The sequence below is a fragment of the Microlunatus soli genome (assembly GCF_900105385.1).
In the GTDB taxonomy this organism is placed as follows: domain Bacteria; phylum Actinomycetota; class Actinomycetes; order Propionibacteriales; family Propionibacteriaceae; genus Microlunatus; species Microlunatus soli.
Genome location: NZ_LT629772.1, coordinates 1562226 through 1579363 on the forward strand (window position 1 = coordinate 1562226; position 17138 = coordinate 1579363).

Consider the following 17138-nt stretch of genomic DNA (forward strand, 5'->3'; position numbering starts at 1 on the left):
GTCGCCGCGAGACATACGACACCACTCACCTCTTGACATGGAACGACGTTTCGTTTTGTATCCGAGCAGACTTCCGCCCGATCGCTCAAGGGAGAGCCGCATGCCAGAACCATCCAACCGTCCGACCGTCGCCGTCCGATCTCGGCGCTCCGGACGAGTGCGTCGCGGCGCAACGGGCGCGTTGATCGCCGCCTTCGGACTCACGATGGTGATCTCCGTGAGTCAGCCGGGCGACGCCGATCCTCGCAACACCGAGCTCACCGACTTCGCCCCGGTCGGCGACGGCGGACCGGCCGACGAGGCCGGCCTCGATCTGGGCGCGAACTGGACGATCTTCGGCGCCGCACCCGGTCAGAAGGCGACCGCGCCGACCGCGGCCGGCTTCGACACGGTGGTCGACGGACGCACCGTCAAGCAGATCAACGTCTCCTTCAGTGCCAACCCCGACGTCGCCACCGAGGATTCGGTGACGCTGACCTCGACCTCCCGCGACGGCGGTCGCACCTTCCTGACCACCCAACCCACCGATTGGGCATCGCTGAGCTACCTCCGGCTGTCCGACGGCAGCATCAAGGAGGTCGACTTCATCCCGGAATGGGCCGACAGCGGCCACACCGCGATCGTGCTCGACGTGCACAGCTCCGACGACCTCGGTGAGACCTGGACCGGGACGAAGGCTCCGGTCACCCCACCGGAGGGCAAGAAGTTCGCCCTGGAACGCGGGCTGCGGATCACCCGCGGACTGATGGAGTTGCCGGACGGGACACTGCTGCAACCCGCCTACACCCAATATGCCGGTGACGTCGGTTGGCGGAGCATCCTGCTGCAGTCGACCGACGACGGCGGATCCTGGACGGTCCGCTCGACGATCGCTACCTCGGCATCTGCCGACTATCCGGTCAATGAGGCCACGATCAGCTTCACCCGGGACTCCGACCGGATGGTCGCCGTGATCCGGCAGGGAACGGGCGCCGGCTCGGCCCTGGTGCACCCGCTGCTGCAGACCTTCTCCGACGACCTGGGCAAGACCTGGTCCGACCCGACCGAGTTGCTCGGTCCCGACGGCGAGCCGGTCGACGGCATCCAGCCGACCATGGTGTTGCAACCCAACGGAATGCTGCTGATGTCGACCGGCCGTCCGGCCAATCGCGTGTACGTTTCCGCCGACGGCAGCGGCGAGCACTGGGAACTGGCCGACACCGTCTTCGACAATGCACCGAAGACCACCAACACCGAGCAGGGCAACGCCGGCCAGGAACGCTACTTCGGCTCCGGCGGCAACACCAGCATGATCGGCGCAGGCGCCAACCGCACCCTGTTCTTCTACGACACCTGCATCACCAACAACTGGTGCCATTCCTACAACGAGCAATATTCGATCGGCGCTCGCTACGTCAGCGCCGTCACCCCCGGCGTCGGAAAGATCGACGTGCTGAGCAAGCTGCTGGACCACACCGCCACCCTGTCCGGGTCCTTCGCCGACACCCCTGCCACGTTTCCCGAGCAGCGCCCGGAGGGTGCCTTCGACGGCAGTTCGACACCCAGGGCGGCGACGGTGTTGCACGACGCGAAGGGTGGCAAGCCGTCGATGACGCTCCAGCTCGACCGCACCTACAGCCTGAACAAGATCGGACTGATGCTCGGCGACGGCCAACCGCTCGACGCGACCGTGCAGCTGTCCACCGACGGCAAGGCCTGGGGCGCTCCGGTGATCAAGGCCAGGCAGCGCACTGATCACGCGATGAGCTACTCGTCCTTCGCCGACACCAGGGCCAGATACGTCCGGGTCACCGGCGCCGAGAGCGTGACAACGCCGATCACCGAGATGGAGCTCTACGCAGCCGACATCGACACCTTTGAGAACGACGCCGAGCTGGCGATCCCGCGGGGCTGGTCGAAGTCCAAGAACGTCAACGTGCAAAGCATTGCGCCGGGCGGCTATCACAGCCAACGGGCACTGCGGATCGAGGATCGCTACACCGACCAGGCTGCGAGCATCTCCAAGATCACGTCCGACACCGACCACCAGGTCACCGACTTCCGACTGGCCTACGAGTTCGGCGGCGACCCGCTCTACTTCGCGATCCAGGGCAGGTCCCAGACCGGAGCCGACCCGGTCGACCGTTGGCACTTCCGGATCATCGATCCGCAGACCAGCAAGCCGCAGCTGCAGACCTACTCCGCCGGCCGCTGGCAGACCTTCGGCACCCTGCCCGGACTGGAGATCACCAACGTCGCCAATCCGGTCGGCAAGTGGCACCAGGTGCATGTCGACGCCACCGCGACGAAGGCGGAGGTGACCATCGACGGACGCGTGTTCACGACGTCGATGGCCGCAGAGCCGGCCACCCTGCTCTCCGGACTGCGCTTCCACTCCGACGGCATGGAGCTCTACCACACCGAGATGTGGATCGACGACGTCGAGATCAGCTGACCTTTCCCGAGGTTGTCAGGACGTCGTTCGGCTGGGGCCCGCCGACGTCCCGACAACTCGGCTGAGGGTGATCAGGGTGGAGGCGTAGTCGCCGCGCAGCTCGACGCGCAATCCCCTGTGTAGCAGGAGACTTCCGCTGTAGGTCTGTCCGCTGCTGTCGTCGCGGTAGAGTGCGGTCGGGTCGAGCCCGGCCAGCGGCAGATCTTGGCCACGGGCGCCGTGCCGGATGCTCAAGGCAAAGGCGAAGATCACGATCCGTTCGCCGTCGGCCGATCGGAACAGCACCCCGAACGGCCGTTCCGGGTCCGGTGCGCCGAGCCGGAAGCGTTCGCCCTGCTGGATCGTCGGCCGAAGGCGCCGGTAGGTCGCGATCAGCTCTCGGCCCTGCACCGACTCCTCGGCCGTCCAACCGGCGATGTCGGCGCCGATCCCGAGCACACCGGTCATCGCCACATGGAAGCGGAATCGCAACGGCATCGTACGGCCCGACAGCACACCCGGAGTGTCGGTCACCCAGCACGCCATCGCCCTCGTCGGGTGCACTTGGGTGAAGCCGTGCTGGATGGACAGCCGATCCCGAGCATCGGTGTTGTCGCTGGGCCAGGCCCAGTCGCTGCGCGACAGGATTCCTTGATCGACACGACCGCCACCCGCCGCACAGGTCTCGATCAGCAGCTCCGGGTGCCGCTCCCGCAGGCCGTCGAGAACCCGGTAGAAACCGCGAACATGATCAAGCCAGGGATTACGCCGCCGTGGCCCGGGGTACGGTTCGGCCAGCGACCGGTTCACGTCCCATTTCAGGTAGTCCAGATCGAGATCGGAGACCAGCCGGTCGAGCTGCCGCAACGCCCAGTCGACGACCTCGGCGCGACCGAAGTCCAAGACGTACTGGTGTCGCTGCAAGGTCGGTTCCCGGGTCGGCCAGCGATGGATCCAGTCCGGGCGGCGACGATAGAGATCACTGTCGGCGCTGACCATCTCCGGCTCCACCCACAGCCCGAACGCCAGTCCCATCCGATGGACCTCGTCGGCGACCGCGCGCAGTCCGTCGGGGAACCGTCGCGGCACCTCGTACCAGTCGCCGAGGCCAGCGGTGTCGTCGTCCCGCGGCCGGAACCAACCGTCGTCGATGACGAACAGCTCAATTCCGAGATCGCGGGCCGTCCGCGCCAAGGCCAGCTGGCCGGCGGCCGTGACGTCGAAACCCGTCGCCTCCCAGGAGTTGTAGAGCACCGGCCGCAGCGCTGCCGGCTGGGGCAACACCCGCTCGATCTCGTAGCGATGCCAGCGCCGGGCCAGCCCGTCGAATCCGTTGCCGCCGTAGATCCCGACGCTCGGCGGCAGGTCGAGGCGCTCCCCTGCCGCCAACACCGACGGCAGTTCCCCGCCGGTGCCGATGGTCAGGTGGGTGCCTCCGTCGAGCAACGACTGCGCCGTCGCACGCCAGACGCCGCTCCAGGCCAGCGCGACACTCCACACCTCACCATGATCATCACCGGCGTCGACATCGAAGGCCAGCCAGGGCTGATTCTCATGCCCGGTGATTCCGGTCCGGGACTCCAGGACGATTCGGCCGATCCGGACCGGCCGGCGCGTCAGCTGGGTCTCGGCTGCATAGCCACCGGACAGTGAGGTGAGTCGATAGTCGGTCCGCGGCGGCAGCGCCCAGCCGGCCGTTGCCGCCCGGTGGATCAGCACCGGCTCAGCGCCGCGATTGATCAACTCCGTCGAACGGACCAACGCGCCCAGCCCCGGCTCGACGCGGTAGTGCAGCATCACCTCGAACGGGTAGACCCGGTCGACCAGCCGAATGACGAGCTCGTCGACGTCGACCTCGACTCCGGCGGATCGCAGGTCGAGTGACCGGACACCATCGGCGAACTCGACCGACAGCGCCGGCTCGTCGTGCCGGTAACCGCCGTCGACGACGTACTCCTCCTGGTCGGCCCGCGGTTGCGACCAACTGCCGCTCGGCGCGGCGCGGGTGGCCGGCCGGGCGTCCAGGTTCCGGGCGTCGTCGAGCGTGATCGCGGCGCCCCAATGCAAATGCCGAACGGGCCCGGCACCGGGTCCCGGATCGGGTTCGACGGCCAGTGCGTAGCCGAAGTCGTCGCCGGTCAGTAGGTAGATCCCGTCGTCGGCGCCGTGTTCGATCATCGTCGGCGGCCCCGGAACGCGGGACTGCACCGGCTCTTCGTGATCACGATGCGGCCAGCTCCAGGTCGGCCCGGTCGATCACGTTGGTCAGCTGCTCGCCCTGCTGCCAACGTTCGAGATTGGCACCGAACAGATCCCAGATCCGGGCCCGGAAGTGTGGGCTTCCCGTCGACCCGGAGATGTGTGCCGTGCTGATGGTGTTCGGCAGCTCCCAGAACGGGTCGTCGGCAGACATCGGGGTCCGGTAATGATCATCGAGAGCGGCGCCGGCGATCGTGCCGGCGCGGAGCGCGTGCAACAACGCCTGCTCGTCGACGATCCCGGCGCGGGCAGGGTTCAGCAGGTACGCGGTCGGAGGCAACAGGGCCAGCGTCTCGGCGTCGACCATCGCCTGCGTGGCCGAGGTGAGCGGCAGGGTCAGGACCAGGAAGTCCAGCTCGGCAAGGAATTCTGCCTCCGCACCCGGCGGGTACATCCGGTCCACCGTCACTGCCGGGATCGCCCGGTCGCTGTGGTAGCGCAGTCCCCGATCGGCCGAACCGCTGCGGGACAGCGCTGTGACCGTCAAGCCGAGCGCGTGGCCCAGCCCGGCGAGCTCCCGGCCGATGTTGCCGTAGCCCCACAGCCCGAGCCGTTTGCCGCGCAGTTCATTCTGGAAGATCGGTGCTCGGTCCCACCGACGATCCTGCTGGGCGGTCAGCATGCCGGGGAGATCCCGGCTCAGCGCGAGCATCATCATCACGCACCACTCGGCGATCGGGATGTCGTTGACTCCACTGGCATTCGTCACCACGCAGCCAGCGGGTAGTCGCCGACCGGCCAACTGCCCGTAGCCGTGTGATCCCAGCTGCAACCAACGCAGACCCGTAGCGTCGGCAACGTTGTCCGGGGGCAGATCGGCGAACAGCACCTCTGTATCCGCCAGCAGGTCCCGATCCAGCCGAGTACCCGGCCCGTACGGCTCGATCAGGGTCACCAGCCTGCCGGCAGCGATCGCCCGGACCCGGTCCAGCGCACCGGGCAACTCGGGTTGAGCCAGCAGGAGTCCCTTGGCGTTCATGATCAACTCCTCATCAGCTTGCCCGGCACGCTGGAGAATTCCTCGGCTCCGGGCCGGAACGGATACCTGCTGCGCAGTTCGTCGGTCAGCCGGACGCCGAAGCCGGGAGCATCGGGACGCTGCACCTTCCCGTCGACGACCGCCAGACCGTCCCTCCAGATCTCGCGATGCAACGGGCCCGCCGCCGGTGGCAATTCGACCGTCTGGAGCGCCGGTGAGGCGAACGCCACGTGCACGTTCTGCATCACCGCGCCACCTGCTCCCCAGGCGTGCGGTGCGACCCGGCTGCCCAGCGCGGCGAACCGGCGCGCGACCCGGACGAAGTCGCCGGGGCCGAGCCAGGCGGCGTCCGGCTGCGCCACCGACAGTGCCCTCCGGTCAGCCAGCAGGTCGAACTCCCCGTAGCTGGCCAGCTGCTCACCGCCCGCGACCGGGACCGACACCGCGGCGGTCAGCCGGGCATAGGCGTCAAGATCGTCGTACGGCAACGGCTCCTCGAAGAACCCGACATCGTAGGGTTCGATCGCGGACAACACCTGGGCAGCGACCGCGACATCCCATCGCCCCTCGCCCTCGCGGTGGCCCATGTGACCGTCCAGCATGATCCCGACGTCGTTACCGACGTGTTCACGCAGCCGGCTCAGCTTCGCCGCTTCCTCCTCGGCTGCCCGTTGCGGAGCGATCGAGCGCTCGCGGCGCGACGATTGCTCGACGTAACCGGAGGACACCTTGAAAGCGTCGAATCCCAGCCCCAGATAGAAATCCGCCTTGGCCAGCAGATCGTCGATCGGCCAGGGCGTCGGTCCGCCGGTGGCATAACACGGCAGTGCGTCGGGCGCCGCACCGTCGTCCACTGCGCCACCCGGTGTCGGCACCTCCGAACGCAACAGAGCATGCGCCGGAACACCCAACAACCGTCCCTTGAGGTCCCACAACGCTGCCTCGACACCGGCCAGCGCCCCGGCACCGAGCCCGGTACGCCCCCAATAGGCGATGCAGGTCCGCATCCGAGCCGTCAGCGCGGTGACGTCGATCTCCTCGGCTGCGGCGAAGGTCGGTGCGGTCAGGATCGGCCGGATGTAGTCGACCACCGGCGCGACGGCCTCGGGGAAGAAGTAGCCGAGGTAGGTCTCCCCGACACCGGTCTCCCCGACGTCGGTGACCAGCTCGACGAACGCCGCCGTTCGGCTCTGTTTGAAGACGCTGAGCCAGGGGTCGTCGGTGCACGGCCCGGTCAACAAGGTGGTGCGAATCTCGGTGATCTTCACTCGTCCTCCCGGATCTGTCACGGCATGGAACATCGTTGCATATTCGACGGCCGATCATTCAGAGTCGTCCAGAGACAGAACGCCTGGGCGTTGCCTCTCCCGGCGGGCACCCGTATAGTCCACGTAAAACGTCGTTCCATATGAAAGGGCTGGTCATGGAGACGAGTTCGGATTCGTATCCGCGAGGCACAGCATTGGCGGCTGCGGCCGAACGGGTCATTCCCGGCGGTGTGAACTCCACGACCCGCTACATCGGGACGCCGTACGCGTTCGGCAGCGGGAGCGGCGCCTATCTCGACGACCTCGACGGGCATCGGTATCTCGACTATCACGCCGCCTTCGGCGCGATGCTGCTCGGGCACAACTTCGACGCGGTGGACGAGGCGGTCCGCGAGGTCATCGGCGGACCGGTGTTGAGCGGTCTCGGCGTCTCCGAGCTCGAGGTCGCCCTTGCCGAGAAGGTCACCTCGCTGCTCCCGAGCGCAGAAACCATGCTGCTCACCATGAGCGGCAGCGAGGCAACCGCCCAGGCCGTCCGGCTGGCCCGAGCTGCGACCGGACGCGAGCTGATCATCAAGTTCCAAGGCGGATTCCACGGCGGTCACGACGCCGTGGCTCGCAACGTGATCTCTCCGGCCGATCGCGCCTATGGCCTCGACCCGCTGTCGAAGGGGATCCTGCCCTCGGCCCTGGACGCCACACTGATCGCCGAGTTCAACGACCTGGATTCGGTACGCGAGCTCTACGACAGACATCCGGGACAGATCGCCGGGATCATCCTGGAGCCGATCCCGCACAACGTCGGAGCCCTGCTGCCTACCCAGGAGTTCGCCGCCGGCCTGCGCAGACTGACCACCGACAACGGATCGGTGTTGATCTTCGACGAGGTGATCACCGGCTTCCGGCACGATCTCGGCGGATACCAGAAGATCCTGCAGGTCACACCGGACGTCACGACCTTCGGTAAGGGCATGGCCAACGGCTACCCGATCGGCGGCGTGGCAGGGCGACGCGACCTGATGGAGCACTTCAGCCGTGACGGTGACGTCCTGGTGGCCGGAACCTTCAACGGAAACCCGGTCGGCTGCGCTGCCGCGCTGGCGACGATCGGCTACCTGGAGAGCCATCCCGACTTCTACACCCGGACCCACGAACTGGGGGAACGGCTGCGCTCGGGCCTGCAGAAGATCGCCACCGAGCTCGGGCTGCCGGCCCATGCTGCCGGCTTCGGCGGGGTCTTCAACCTCTACTTCACCGCCGATGCGCCGGCCGGCTATCGAGATCTGCTGCGCAACGACAACGACGCCTACCGGCTGTTCCATCGTCGGATGACCGACCGCGGATTCCTGATGCTGCCGTTGGCCCTGAAGCGCAACCACGTGTCGGGATCGCACACCGCAGACGATGTCGAACAGACCCTCGCCGCCGCCGAACAGGTGCTGGGCGAGATCGCGACCGAGCGTTCCGATCGATGATCACCGGCACATCAGCGTTGTGCACGCGACGCAGCGGCGTTGATCATCCACAGAACAGCGTTTGATCAGGAGACAGACAGGAAGTCGTGACGCGATGAAGATCATGACCATCTACGCTCACCCGGCCGACACGGTGACCAATTGCGGCGGGACCCTGGCCCGCCACGCCGACGACGGCGACGACATCACCGCGCTGATCCTCACCCACGGCGGCCGGATCCATCCCAACCGCTATGCCGAGGAGTGGCGCAAGGACGATCCCGACCGGACGATCACCGGTTCCGGACTGGCTGAGGTGATCACCAACAAGAAGGACGAACTGTCTCGGGCCGCCGAGATCCTCGGGATCGGGAAGGTGATCACGCTCGACCGGGATGATGCGGTGCACACTGTCCAGGACGACCTGGTCGAGGAGGTTGCCCGTCAGGTTGCCGCCGAGCAGCCCGACGTGGTGATCTGCGACTATCCGCTGAATCCCGCCCAGAGCGCCAATCCGCATACCGCGGCGACCATGACTGCACTGGCCGGGATCGGCCGCGCCGGCATCTATCTGGAGAATCTCGACGGCCGCTCCGAGGTCAACGTCAAGCAGATCTTCTTCACCTCGCTGCCGGTCTTCGCCACCGAGGCACTCAGCAGCAACGGGGTCCGTAACGATCTCTTCATCGACATCACCGATGTGGTCGGACGCAAGATCGCCGCCATGGACTGCTTCGCGTCGCAGGGCTACGACGGCAACTTCGCTCGCAAGCTGATCGAGTCCAACAACGGCGAGTTCGGTCGCGCGGCCGGGGTCAATTTTGCCGAGGCCTACGTGCGGCACTACAACGAGACCCACGCGTTGCTGCCGGTGACGAGCTACGCCGAATCCACCGACGTCCTGACCCGGCACCTGAGCTACTCCCGGATCGACCTGCGCAGCGAACACCCCGCCGCCCGCTAGCAGCAGAGATCTTGACATGAAACACAATTCTGTATTTGATCCGAAGAAGAATCATGGCCCATCCGTCCGGGAGCCCGAGATGACGACGCAGACCGGGGAGCCGCTCGACTTCCCCATCCCACGAGACACTCCCCTCGACCCGCCGCGGATCTACTCCGAGCTGCGCCGAGAGTGCCCGGTCCGCCGAGTCCGGCTCTACAACGGCCGGACACCCTGGCTGGTCACCCGGTATGCCGACGTTCGAACGGTACTGTCCGATCCCCGGTTCAGCTCGGTCCGATCCTGGCCGTATCAGCCGTCGGCATCACGTTCGGCCGCCGAACGCGGCGAGAAGTCGTTCACCGCAATGGATCCACCGGAACACACCCGCTTCCGCAAGCAGCTCGCCCGCTACTTCTCCGTCAAGCAGGTGCAGGCCCTGCGCCCGGCGGTCGAGCAGATCGTCGACCGGCAACTGTCGGTGATCAACGCTGCCGAACAGCCGCTGGACCTGGTGTCCCGGTTCGCGTTCCCGGTAGCCTCCCAGGCGATGTGCGAGCTGATCGGCGTCCCCTACGCCGACCACGAATGGTTCGAGAGCCTGGCCCACGTGCGATCGATCATGAACGCCGACCCTGACGACGCCGATCACGCCACCGAGGAACTGCTGGACTACGTCGACCGGCTCGTCGGGCAGAAGCTCGAACGGCGCTCCGGCGATCTGACCAGTCGTCTGGTGACCGATCTGCTGGAGCCCGGTCTGGTCGCCCGCGAGGAGCTGGTGCCGATCATCCGGCTGCTGCTGACAGCAGGCTACGAGACCACCGCGACCATGATCGGCACCGGGGTCTTCGTGCTGCTCAACCATCCCGATCAACTGGAGCGGGTGCGTACCGACCGGACCCTGCTGCCGGGAACCGTCGAGGAGTTACTGCGCTACATCAGCATGCTGCACACCACCATCGTCCGAGTCGCCAAGCAACGAGTTGATCTTGGTGGCAGCCGGGTCGAGCCCGGCGACGGGATGATCGTCACACCGGCCGCTGCCAACAAGGATCCCGACCGGTTCCCGGATCCGGATCACTTCGACATCACCCGCGACGCCCGCGGCCACATCGCCTTCGGTTACGGCGTCCACCAGTGTCTCGGCCAGCAGGTGGCGCGGCTGGAGCTGGAGATCGTCTTCGACCGGCTGCTGGACCGGCTGCCCGGCCTCCGGTTGGCGGTCGATCCCGATCGGGTCGAGTTCAACGATTCCAACCTGGTCGGCGTCGCCGCGCTGCCGGTGGCCTGGTGACCGGCATGGACGACGGTTCCGAGGTCCGGGTGATCGCGGATCGGGAGGTCTGCATCGGCAGCGGGATGTGCACCTTCGCGGTCCCGGAGGTGTTCGAGCAGAGCGAGCAGGACGGCACCGTGGTGCTGCTCCAGGAGCAGCCGGCCGAGGGTTTGATCGCCGATGTCGAGGACGCCGTGCGATCCTGTCCCTCGCAGGCCCTGCGGATCGAGTCCGCTGAGCGCTAGCGAAGCACTGATCAAGGTTCCCTGGTGGCGCGGCCGGGTGATCAGGCGAGCGGCGGTGTCAGCGGCAGCCGGACACGCAACACCGTCGCACCCGGACGGGTGTCGATGGTGATCGTTCCGCCGTGCCGCTCCACGACGATCCGCCGAGCGATGTCGAGGCCCAGCCCGGTGCCCTTGCCGACGTCTTTGGTTGTGTAGAAGGCGTCGAACGCGCGGGCCTCGACCTCGGCCGGCATTCCCGGTCCGCTGTCACCGATCTCGATCATGACGTGATCACCGTCCACCGTGGTGCCGACCCGCAGCGTTCCCTCCCCGGCCATGGCGTCGACCGCGTTGTCGATCAGATTGGTCCAAACCTGATTGAGCTCACCGGCGTACGCCTCGATCTCGGGCACGGCGGGGTCGTACTGCCGGACCACCTCGACACCGCGGAGCTTGTGGCTGAGCATCACCAGGGTGCTCTCCAGGCCGTCGGTGAGGTCGATGCGCTGCAGCGATCCACGATCCATCTGCGAGTAGGACCGGACCGCAGAGACCAGCTCGGAGACTCGACCGGTGGATTCCTTCACCTCCGACAATAGGGTGATGGCCGAGAACGTACTGGCCACCCACTCCAGGCCCGGGCCGAGGGCGGCATCCGGCAGAATCGTTGCGGCGCGTTCACACCAGGCGGTATCGACACCGGCCGCGGCCAGCGGCGGCGCAACCAGCCAATCCCGTTCGACGCCGTGATCGGCCAACCAGTCCGACAGCGCGTCCTCCTGATCGGCGATCAGCAGCGGGTCGGTGATCGGCCGCTGCGGTTCGGCCTGCTGACGGAGTTGATCAAGAGCGGTGAACTGCCGGGCGGTGATCTCCCCGCCGGCGAGCCGGCCGAGGGAGGACAACAGGGTGCGACATGCGTCCTCGAGGGCATCGACGGCACGCATCGCAGCGGCCGCCGGATTGTTGAGCTCGTGTGCCAGACCGGCGGCGAGGGTGCCCAAGGTGACCAGGGACTCCCGCTGCCGGGCGGTTGCCTCGATGCTCCGGGCGGTGCCGTACACGCCGTCGATCAGGTGATGGGCGAACGGGAACCACGCAACGGTCAGGTCGGCCAGCGCCGACGACGGCACCCGGAGCACGACGCCGTCGGTCACGCCACGACCGCTGGCCAGATAACGACCCTGCGGATCCCAGGCCCGGAACCCGCCGGCCCACCGACCCGGTACGTCCATCCGACCGACGACGGAGTCCTCTCGGCCGGTGCGCCGGTGCAGCTCGATCGCGCCACTCACCAGCACCCACCAGAAGTCGGCGGGCTGCCCTTCGGTGAACAGCTCGACCCCGGGCTCGACGGGTATCGCGTCGCCGGAGGCCAGCAACTCTTCGAGCTGACGGTCGGAGAGTCCGTCGAACAGGCCGAGCGGCCGCAGATCGTCGAGCTGCATCAGATCGTCGCCAGATACTGGTGCACCAGGTACACCGCCATCGCGCCCTCACCGACCGCCGAGGCGACGCGTTTCATCGAATCCAGCCGGACGTCACCGGCGGCGAACAGCCCCGGCACACTGGTCTCCAACGCGTACGGCGGTCGGCTCAACGGCCAGTGTTGTTGATCATGGGATCCGAGCAGCTCAGGGCCGGTGACGACGAATCCCTTGTCGTCGCGGACGACCTCCGAGCCCAGCCAGCCGGTGTGCGGTGAGGCTCCGATGAAGATGAACAGCCAACTCGTCGCGATCTCCTCGGTGCGACCGGATCCGTTGTCCAGCAGGGTGACCGATTCCAGATGGCCGTCGCCACGACAGCCGACGACCTCGCTGCGGCAGCGCACCTCGACGTTCTCGGCCGCGGTGATGCGTTCGATCAGGTAGCGCGACATGCCGCGCTCCAGGTCGGGTCCGCGAACCACCAGCACCACCCGTTTGGCGAATCGGGCGAGATTGAGCACGGCCTGACCGGCCGAGTTGGCGGCACCGACCACGTACACGTCGTCACCCTGGCATTGGCTGGCCTCACTGGCGGTCGCTCCGTAATACACCCCGCGACCGTTGAGCTCGCTGATCCCCGTCGCCGCGAGCTGCCGGTAGGAGACGCCGGTGGCGACCAGCACCGCGCGAGCCTCCAGATCTCCCGCTCCGTCGGACAGCACCGCATGGACCGGTCCCCTGGTCTCGATGCCGATCACCGATCGTGCCAGCACCATCTCGGCACCGAAGCGTCCGACCTGGGCCACCGCACGGTGGGTCAGGTCCGCACCGGTCAGCCCGCGCGGGAACCCGAGATAGTTCTCGATCGCCGCACTCTGGCCTGCCTGGCCGCCGGGCGCCTCCCGCTCGACGATGACGGTGCTCAGCCCCTCCGAGGCCGCATACACCGCAGCAGCGAGCCCGGCCGGCCCGCCGCCGACGATGCACAGGTCGTACAACGGTTGCCGGGCTGTGGTGCGCAGGCCGAGCGCGTCGGCAAGATCAAGATTGGACGGTGCCCGCAGGGTGTCGCCATCCGGGATCAGCACCAGCGGCAGGTCGGTCACCGATGCCTCCGCAAGATCACCGAGCTGTTGCCCCGCCGCGCTGCGCTCGATGTCATACCACTGGTAAGGCACATGGTTGCGGGCCAAGAAGTTCTTGACCTCGTGACTGCGGTCGGACCAACGATGACCGACCACCCGGACGTCGGCACTGTGATCGGGGTTGGCCTCGCGCCAGTCGTCCAGCAGGTCGTCGATGATCGGATAGAGCCGTTCGGCCGGCGGTTCCCACGGCTTGAGCAGGTAGTAGTCCAGGCCGATGTCGTTGATCGCCCGGATAGCGACCTCGGTGTCGGCATAGGCGGTCAGCAACAAGAACTTGGCGGTCGGGGCCTGACTGCGGCTCTGCTCCAACATCTGGATGCCGGTCATCCCCGGCATCCGTTGGTCGGACGCGATCAGCGCCACCGGCTGGTTGCGCAGTGCCAGTTTCGCCAGCGCCGCCAGCGCCTGGTCGCCCGACGTCGCCCGGACGATCCGGTAGTCGGCGCCGTACCTGCTGCGTAGATCACGCGAGATCGCGGCCGAGACCATCGCGTCGTCGTCCACCGTCATGATGACCGGCTTCGCCTGATTCCACCGATGTGCCGCGTGCCGACCGGCACCGGACGGGTTCATCGGCCAGGCGCCGTTGCGAGGGTGGTCTGGTCGACCGCTGAGCGGCGGCAACACCGCCGATGAGCCCGTACGGTGCCGCGCAGTCGCGGCACATCGGTGGATCCAGGCTTCGTCATCTGATCATCCCCGAGCGGCCCGGTTACGCCTGTCCGCCGAGAGCGAGACAGTTCAAGGGCCGGTCGGGCCAGCCTAATGAAGATCGGCGCGACGCACGGCGTGTTCGCACACATCGGTGCTCCCCGGGTAGGAGTCGAACCTACGTCGCTAATCCTGATTCAAAGTCAGGCGGGCCCTGCCGGCAGACCAACCGGGGAACGGCCGAACCTGGTCCGGCCAGGCACACAGAGTACGCAACTCCGGTGCCGCATCGCATCCTCCCATGTCAGAGCCAGGTTCGGCGATCCGGGTGGTCGTCAGGCCCCACGAGCGCCGGTGCCGACGACATGTTCGGCGGCCCGCAGCACCGTCATCCCGCGGGCATCGGGATAGACACCGTCGGCCAGCACGGCGCGGATGCCCACCGACTCGGCGCCGGCGACATCGGCGATCGGATTGTCTCCGATCATCCAGCAGTCCGCGCCAGCGCCGCTGACGGTCCGGGCGTGCTCGAAGATCATCGGATTCGGCTTCTCCGCTCCGACCAGCGCGGAAGTGATGACCGTGGCGATCAGGTCGCCGAGCCCCAGTGTCGTCACCAGCTCAGGCAGTTCCGGCCCATGGTTGCTGAGCACGACATTGGTGTAACCGGCCGCCTGCACCAGCTGCAGTGCGGGGCGAGCGCCGTCGATCAGCTGCCAGGCGTCCAGCCGGTAGTACTGCTCACCGACCAGCGCTGTGGCCGCCGTCGCCGTGTCAGGATCGACCCCGACGGCACGGTAGGCGCCGATCAGCCGCGCCGACAGTCGACGCCACCAGGCCGTGGCCTCGAGCGGTCCGACGACGACCTCCGGTCGGTGCCACGGGAAGCCGCCCCGTAGGTGGGGTCTGAGATCGTCGGCGGTCACGTCGGTCGGTCCGAGCAGAGCGAGCGCGTCGACCAGTGCACCGGCCCACATCCCGTCCCGGCGCGCCAGGGTGCCGTCGAAGTCCCAGAACACCACGCGTCGCCCGACTTCCCGCCGATTCACGATCTCATTGTCCCGATCCTGGTCGGGCTGAGCGTGCGCGGCCCGGCCGGTCGGTCGATGAGATCGCGTTTCTGCGGGTTCAGATCTGTGGCACCCGGCGGATCGCCCCGACCGGCCGGGGTTGCGCGGCCAGCGCGGCGACGGTCTGCGGATCGGCCTGGTCGACGAGTTGTGCGAGCCGCGCCATGGTCCGGTCGAGTTCGGCGGCAAGTCTCGCCTCGTCGGCGTCGGTGAACCGGTAGCTCGGTGGGTCGGCCACCAGGTCGTCGCCGAGTACGGCGCGGCCGAGGCGGTAGGACTCGGCCCAGGCCGGCAGCACCGACAGCAGCGCGCGGTAGCGGACCCAGCGATGGTTGTCCCAGCCGGTCCGGGTCGGCCGGCCGTCGACCAGTGGCGGATAGTGCGGCTGGTCGAACTGGTCCATGATCGCCTGCGCGGCATACTCGCCGCGGCCGGCGAGCCGTTCGATGGTGGCGTCGCTCATCGCCAGGTTGATGCCGCCCTCCCGTGCGGTCTGCAGGACCCGGACGATCCGATCCCGGAATCCTGGGAAATTCAGCTGGGTGTTGTCCTGCCAGCTGCTCGACGAGGTGTAGATCGCGCCGAAGAAGCCGAGGATCGCGGCAAGTCCGCGGCTCGGCCAGCGGGCGATCTTTGGCGCCAGACCGTCGGCGTTGTCCTGCGCCCATTCCACCGCGTCGCGGGCATCGTCGGTCTCGTCGATGGCCGGCTGTACACCGGGCGGGAAACTCTGCAGGTTGATCGCATAGGTCGGCCGGGTCGGCAGTGCGGCATCGAACAACTGCACCGGGAAGTTGCTGGACAGTCCACCGTCGGAGAACCAGACGTGTTCGAAATGTCGTGGACCGGTCGGGTCGAGCCTGGGGTTGCCGCCGAGGTCGGTTCGTTCGACCGCCCAGAGTGGGACCGCGGAGATCATCATCGGCATGCTCAACGACATCCGCACCGCGACCACGATCGGCAGGTGCTCGGCATCGGGCAGCCGGCGCAGCCCCGGCGAATGCTGCAACGCCTGGTCATGCTCGCTCTGCCAGGCGACCGGGTCACGGTCCTGCGGCGTACGCGACGCCGGCGCGGCCTGCAGCGCTGCCAGCACCGACGCCGGGAAGATCCGTCGCCATTCGTCGGCGTCGTAGAAGAAGCGCGTCGACTCGAACGGCAGCTCGTACGGTCTGGACTCGCTCAGGCAGGTGGTGATCACCCGAAGATCGATGGCACGCCGGGTCGGATCCTGCAGCGCGGCTCGCACGGCGTCGTCCGGGCCACCTGCCGGGGCGCGATGGCCGGCGGTCCACAACTGCCCGAAGGTCAGCGGCGGATCGTCGGCGGTCAGCCCGGCAGCAATGTTGATCTTGGACTGCAACCATTCGGTGACCGCGGGCTCACCGGTCCCGGTGGACAACCCGGTGCAGATGCCGAAGTTGTTCGCCGGCACGTCACGGGACAGGTTCCTCAAGATCGCCACCGGCAGCGCGATCAGCTCGATGATCACCAGCAGGACGGCGCCGAGCAGCACCGCCCACGGTCCCGCGACCAGTGCACCCAACAGGATCACTGCCAACCCGGGCAGTGCGGCCAGCGTGGCGACCAACGGATATCCGCTGAGGGCGGCGGCCAGAGTGCCGATGATCTTGCTCGGGACCGTCCTCCCCTCCGGACGATCACCACCGGTCAGCGCGAGCAACAGCCGGAACAACGGTCGCGTCTCCCGTTCCGGCTGGAACAACCGCAGCAAACCGCCACCGCCGAGTTCGGTCGGGATGTCGTCGAACAGGTCGAAACCGCCACCACCGGTCGTCCTGCCGTACTCAGCGGCGGCAGCCACCGCCGCCGCCATCGCGCCCGCCGAAGTGCCTCCGATGCCGCGCAGCCGATACCGCTCGGCCAGTGCTGCCAGCGCCCGCGGATAGATCACCCCTGACGCCGTACCGCCCTGCAGTACGACATCGCATTCCTCGGCGGCTCCGGCCGAGCTCCCCGAGGGCGCTGAGCTTGTCGAAGGGACGGCGTCAGCGGT

General features: G+C 67.5%; 12 protein-coding genes and 1 tRNA gene. 5 read left to right on the plus strand and 8 right to left on the minus strand.

Annotation, left to right across the window (positions count from 1 at the left end; genetic code table 11):
• The first annotated feature begins 100 nt into the window (after window positions 1-100).
• Window positions 101-2434: a sialidase family protein gene (locus BLU38_RS07350; RefSeq protein WP_172836091.1), complete on the plus strand. Its 2334-nt coding sequence runs from the start codon at window positions 101-103 to the stop codon at window positions 2432-2434.
• Between the two features lie 15 nt (window positions 2435-2449).
• Here BLU38_RS07350 and BLU38_RS07355 read toward each other — a convergent pair whose 3' ends face one another.
• The 3 genes from BLU38_RS07355 to BLU38_RS07365 are packed head-to-tail and all read right to left on the minus strand — an operon-like array spanning window position 2450 to window position 6919.
• A complete protein-coding gene (locus BLU38_RS07355) occupies window positions 2450-4621 on the minus strand; it encodes an alpha-galactosidase (protein WP_157683273.1) in 2172 nt (723 codons plus the stop codon).
• A 13-nt stretch (window positions 4622-4634) separates the two neighbouring features.
• Entirely contained in the window at window positions 4635-5651 is a 1017-nt protein-coding gene (locus BLU38_RS07360; RefSeq protein WP_091522245.1) for a D-2-hydroxyacid dehydrogenase, read from the minus strand.
• 2 nt (window positions 5652-5653) lie between these two features.
• Window positions 5654-6919: a mandelate racemase/muconate lactonizing enzyme family protein gene (locus BLU38_RS07365; protein ID WP_231920221.1), complete on the minus strand. Its 1266-nt coding sequence runs from the start codon at window positions 6917-6919 to the stop codon at window positions 5654-5656.
• Window positions 6920-7074: 155 nt separating this feature from the next.
• Here BLU38_RS07365 and BLU38_RS07370 point away from each other — a divergent pair, with 155 nt between their 5' ends.
• The 4 genes from BLU38_RS07370 to BLU38_RS07385 all read left to right on the plus strand — a co-directional run bounded on the left by BLU38_RS07370 (window position 7075) and on the right by BLU38_RS07385 (window position 10840).
• Window positions 7075-8394 (plus strand): aspartate aminotransferase family protein, encoded by a 1320-nt coding sequence (locus BLU38_RS07370; RefSeq protein ID WP_091522252.1) that lies wholly within the window; start codon window positions 7075-7077, stop codon window positions 8392-8394.
• 94 nt (window positions 8395-8488) lie between these two features.
• Window positions 8489-9337, plus strand: coding sequence for a PIG-L deacetylase family protein (locus tag BLU38_RS07375; RefSeq protein ID WP_091522257.1), 849 nt, complete (start codon window positions 8489-8491; stop codon window positions 9335-9337).
• Between the two features lie 79 nt (window positions 9338-9416).
• Entirely contained in the window at window positions 9417-10613 is a 1197-nt protein-coding gene (locus BLU38_RS07380; RefSeq protein ID WP_157683274.1) for a cytochrome P450, read from the plus strand.
• 5 nt (window positions 10614-10618) lie between these two features.
• Complete coding sequence (locus BLU38_RS07385) at window positions 10619-10840, plus strand: ferredoxin (protein ID WP_091532088.1); 222 nt, start codon at window positions 10619-10621, stop codon at window positions 10838-10840.
• A gap of 41 nt (window positions 10841-10881) precedes the next feature.
• Here the strand turns inward: BLU38_RS07385 and BLU38_RS07390 are convergent, their stop codons facing one another.
• From BLU38_RS07390 to BLU38_RS07410, 5 genes are all read right to left on the minus strand, one after another.
• The gene (locus tag BLU38_RS07390) at window positions 10882-12270 is read right to left on the minus strand and encodes an ATP-binding protein (RefSeq protein ID WP_091522263.1); all 1389 of its coding nucleotides are present in this window, start codon (window positions 12268-12270) and stop codon (window positions 10882-10884) included.
• Entirely contained in the window at window positions 12270-13910 is a 1641-nt protein-coding gene (locus BLU38_RS07395; RefSeq protein ID WP_231920222.1) for an FAD-dependent oxidoreductase, read from the minus strand. The genes BLU38_RS07390 and BLU38_RS07395 overlap by 1 nt, the downstream gene beginning before the upstream one ends.
• Before the next feature lie 298 nt (window positions 13911-14208).
• Window positions 14209-14287, minus strand: a tRNA-Gln gene (locus BLU38_RS07400).
• Between the two features lie 99 nt (window positions 14288-14386).
• Window positions 14387-15100, minus strand: coding sequence for an HAD family hydrolase (locus tag BLU38_RS30780; RefSeq protein WP_157683275.1), 714 nt, complete (start codon window positions 15098-15100; stop codon window positions 14387-14389).
• Between the two features lie 79 nt (window positions 15101-15179).
• Window positions 15180-17036, minus strand: coding sequence for a patatin-like phospholipase family protein (locus BLU38_RS07410; RefSeq protein ID WP_157683276.1), 1857 nt, complete (start codon window positions 17034-17036; stop codon window positions 15180-15182).
• Window positions 17037-17138 lie beyond the last annotated feature (102 nt).

What these genes read in the sequence shown, in the direction of transcription:
- BLU38_RS07360 (WP_091522245.1), bottom strand. Translation starts at nt 5,651, where the DNA reads ATGAACGCCAAGGGACTCCTGCTGGCTCAACCCGAGTTGCCCGGTGCG.
- BLU38_RS07350 (WP_172836091.1), top strand. Translation starts at nt 101, where the DNA reads ATGCCAGAACCATCCAACCGTCCGACCGTCGCCGTCCGATCTCGGCGC.
- BLU38_RS07390 (WP_091522263.1), bottom strand. Translation starts at nt 12,270, where the DNA reads ATGCAGCTCGACGATCTGCGGCCGCTCGGCCTGTTCGACGGACTCTCC.
- BLU38_RS07370 (WP_091522252.1), top strand. Translation starts at nt 7,075, where the DNA reads ATGGAGACGAGTTCGGATTCGTATCCGCGAGGCACAGCATTGGCGGCT.
- BLU38_RS07380 (WP_157683274.1), top strand. Translation starts at nt 9,417, where the DNA reads ATGACGACGCAGACCGGGGAGCCGCTCGACTTCCCCATCCCACGAGAC.
- BLU38_RS07375 (WP_091522257.1), top strand. Translation starts at nt 8,489, where the DNA reads ATGAAGATCATGACCATCTACGCTCACCCGGCCGACACGGTGACCAAT.
- BLU38_RS07385 (WP_091532088.1), top strand. Translation starts at nt 10,619, where the DNA reads ATGGACGACGGTTCCGAGGTCCGGGTGATCGCGGATCGGGAGGTCTGC.
- BLU38_RS07395 (WP_231920222.1), bottom strand. Translation starts at nt 13,910, where the DNA reads ATGACGGTGGACGACGACGCGATGGTCTCGGCCGCGATCTCGCGTGAT.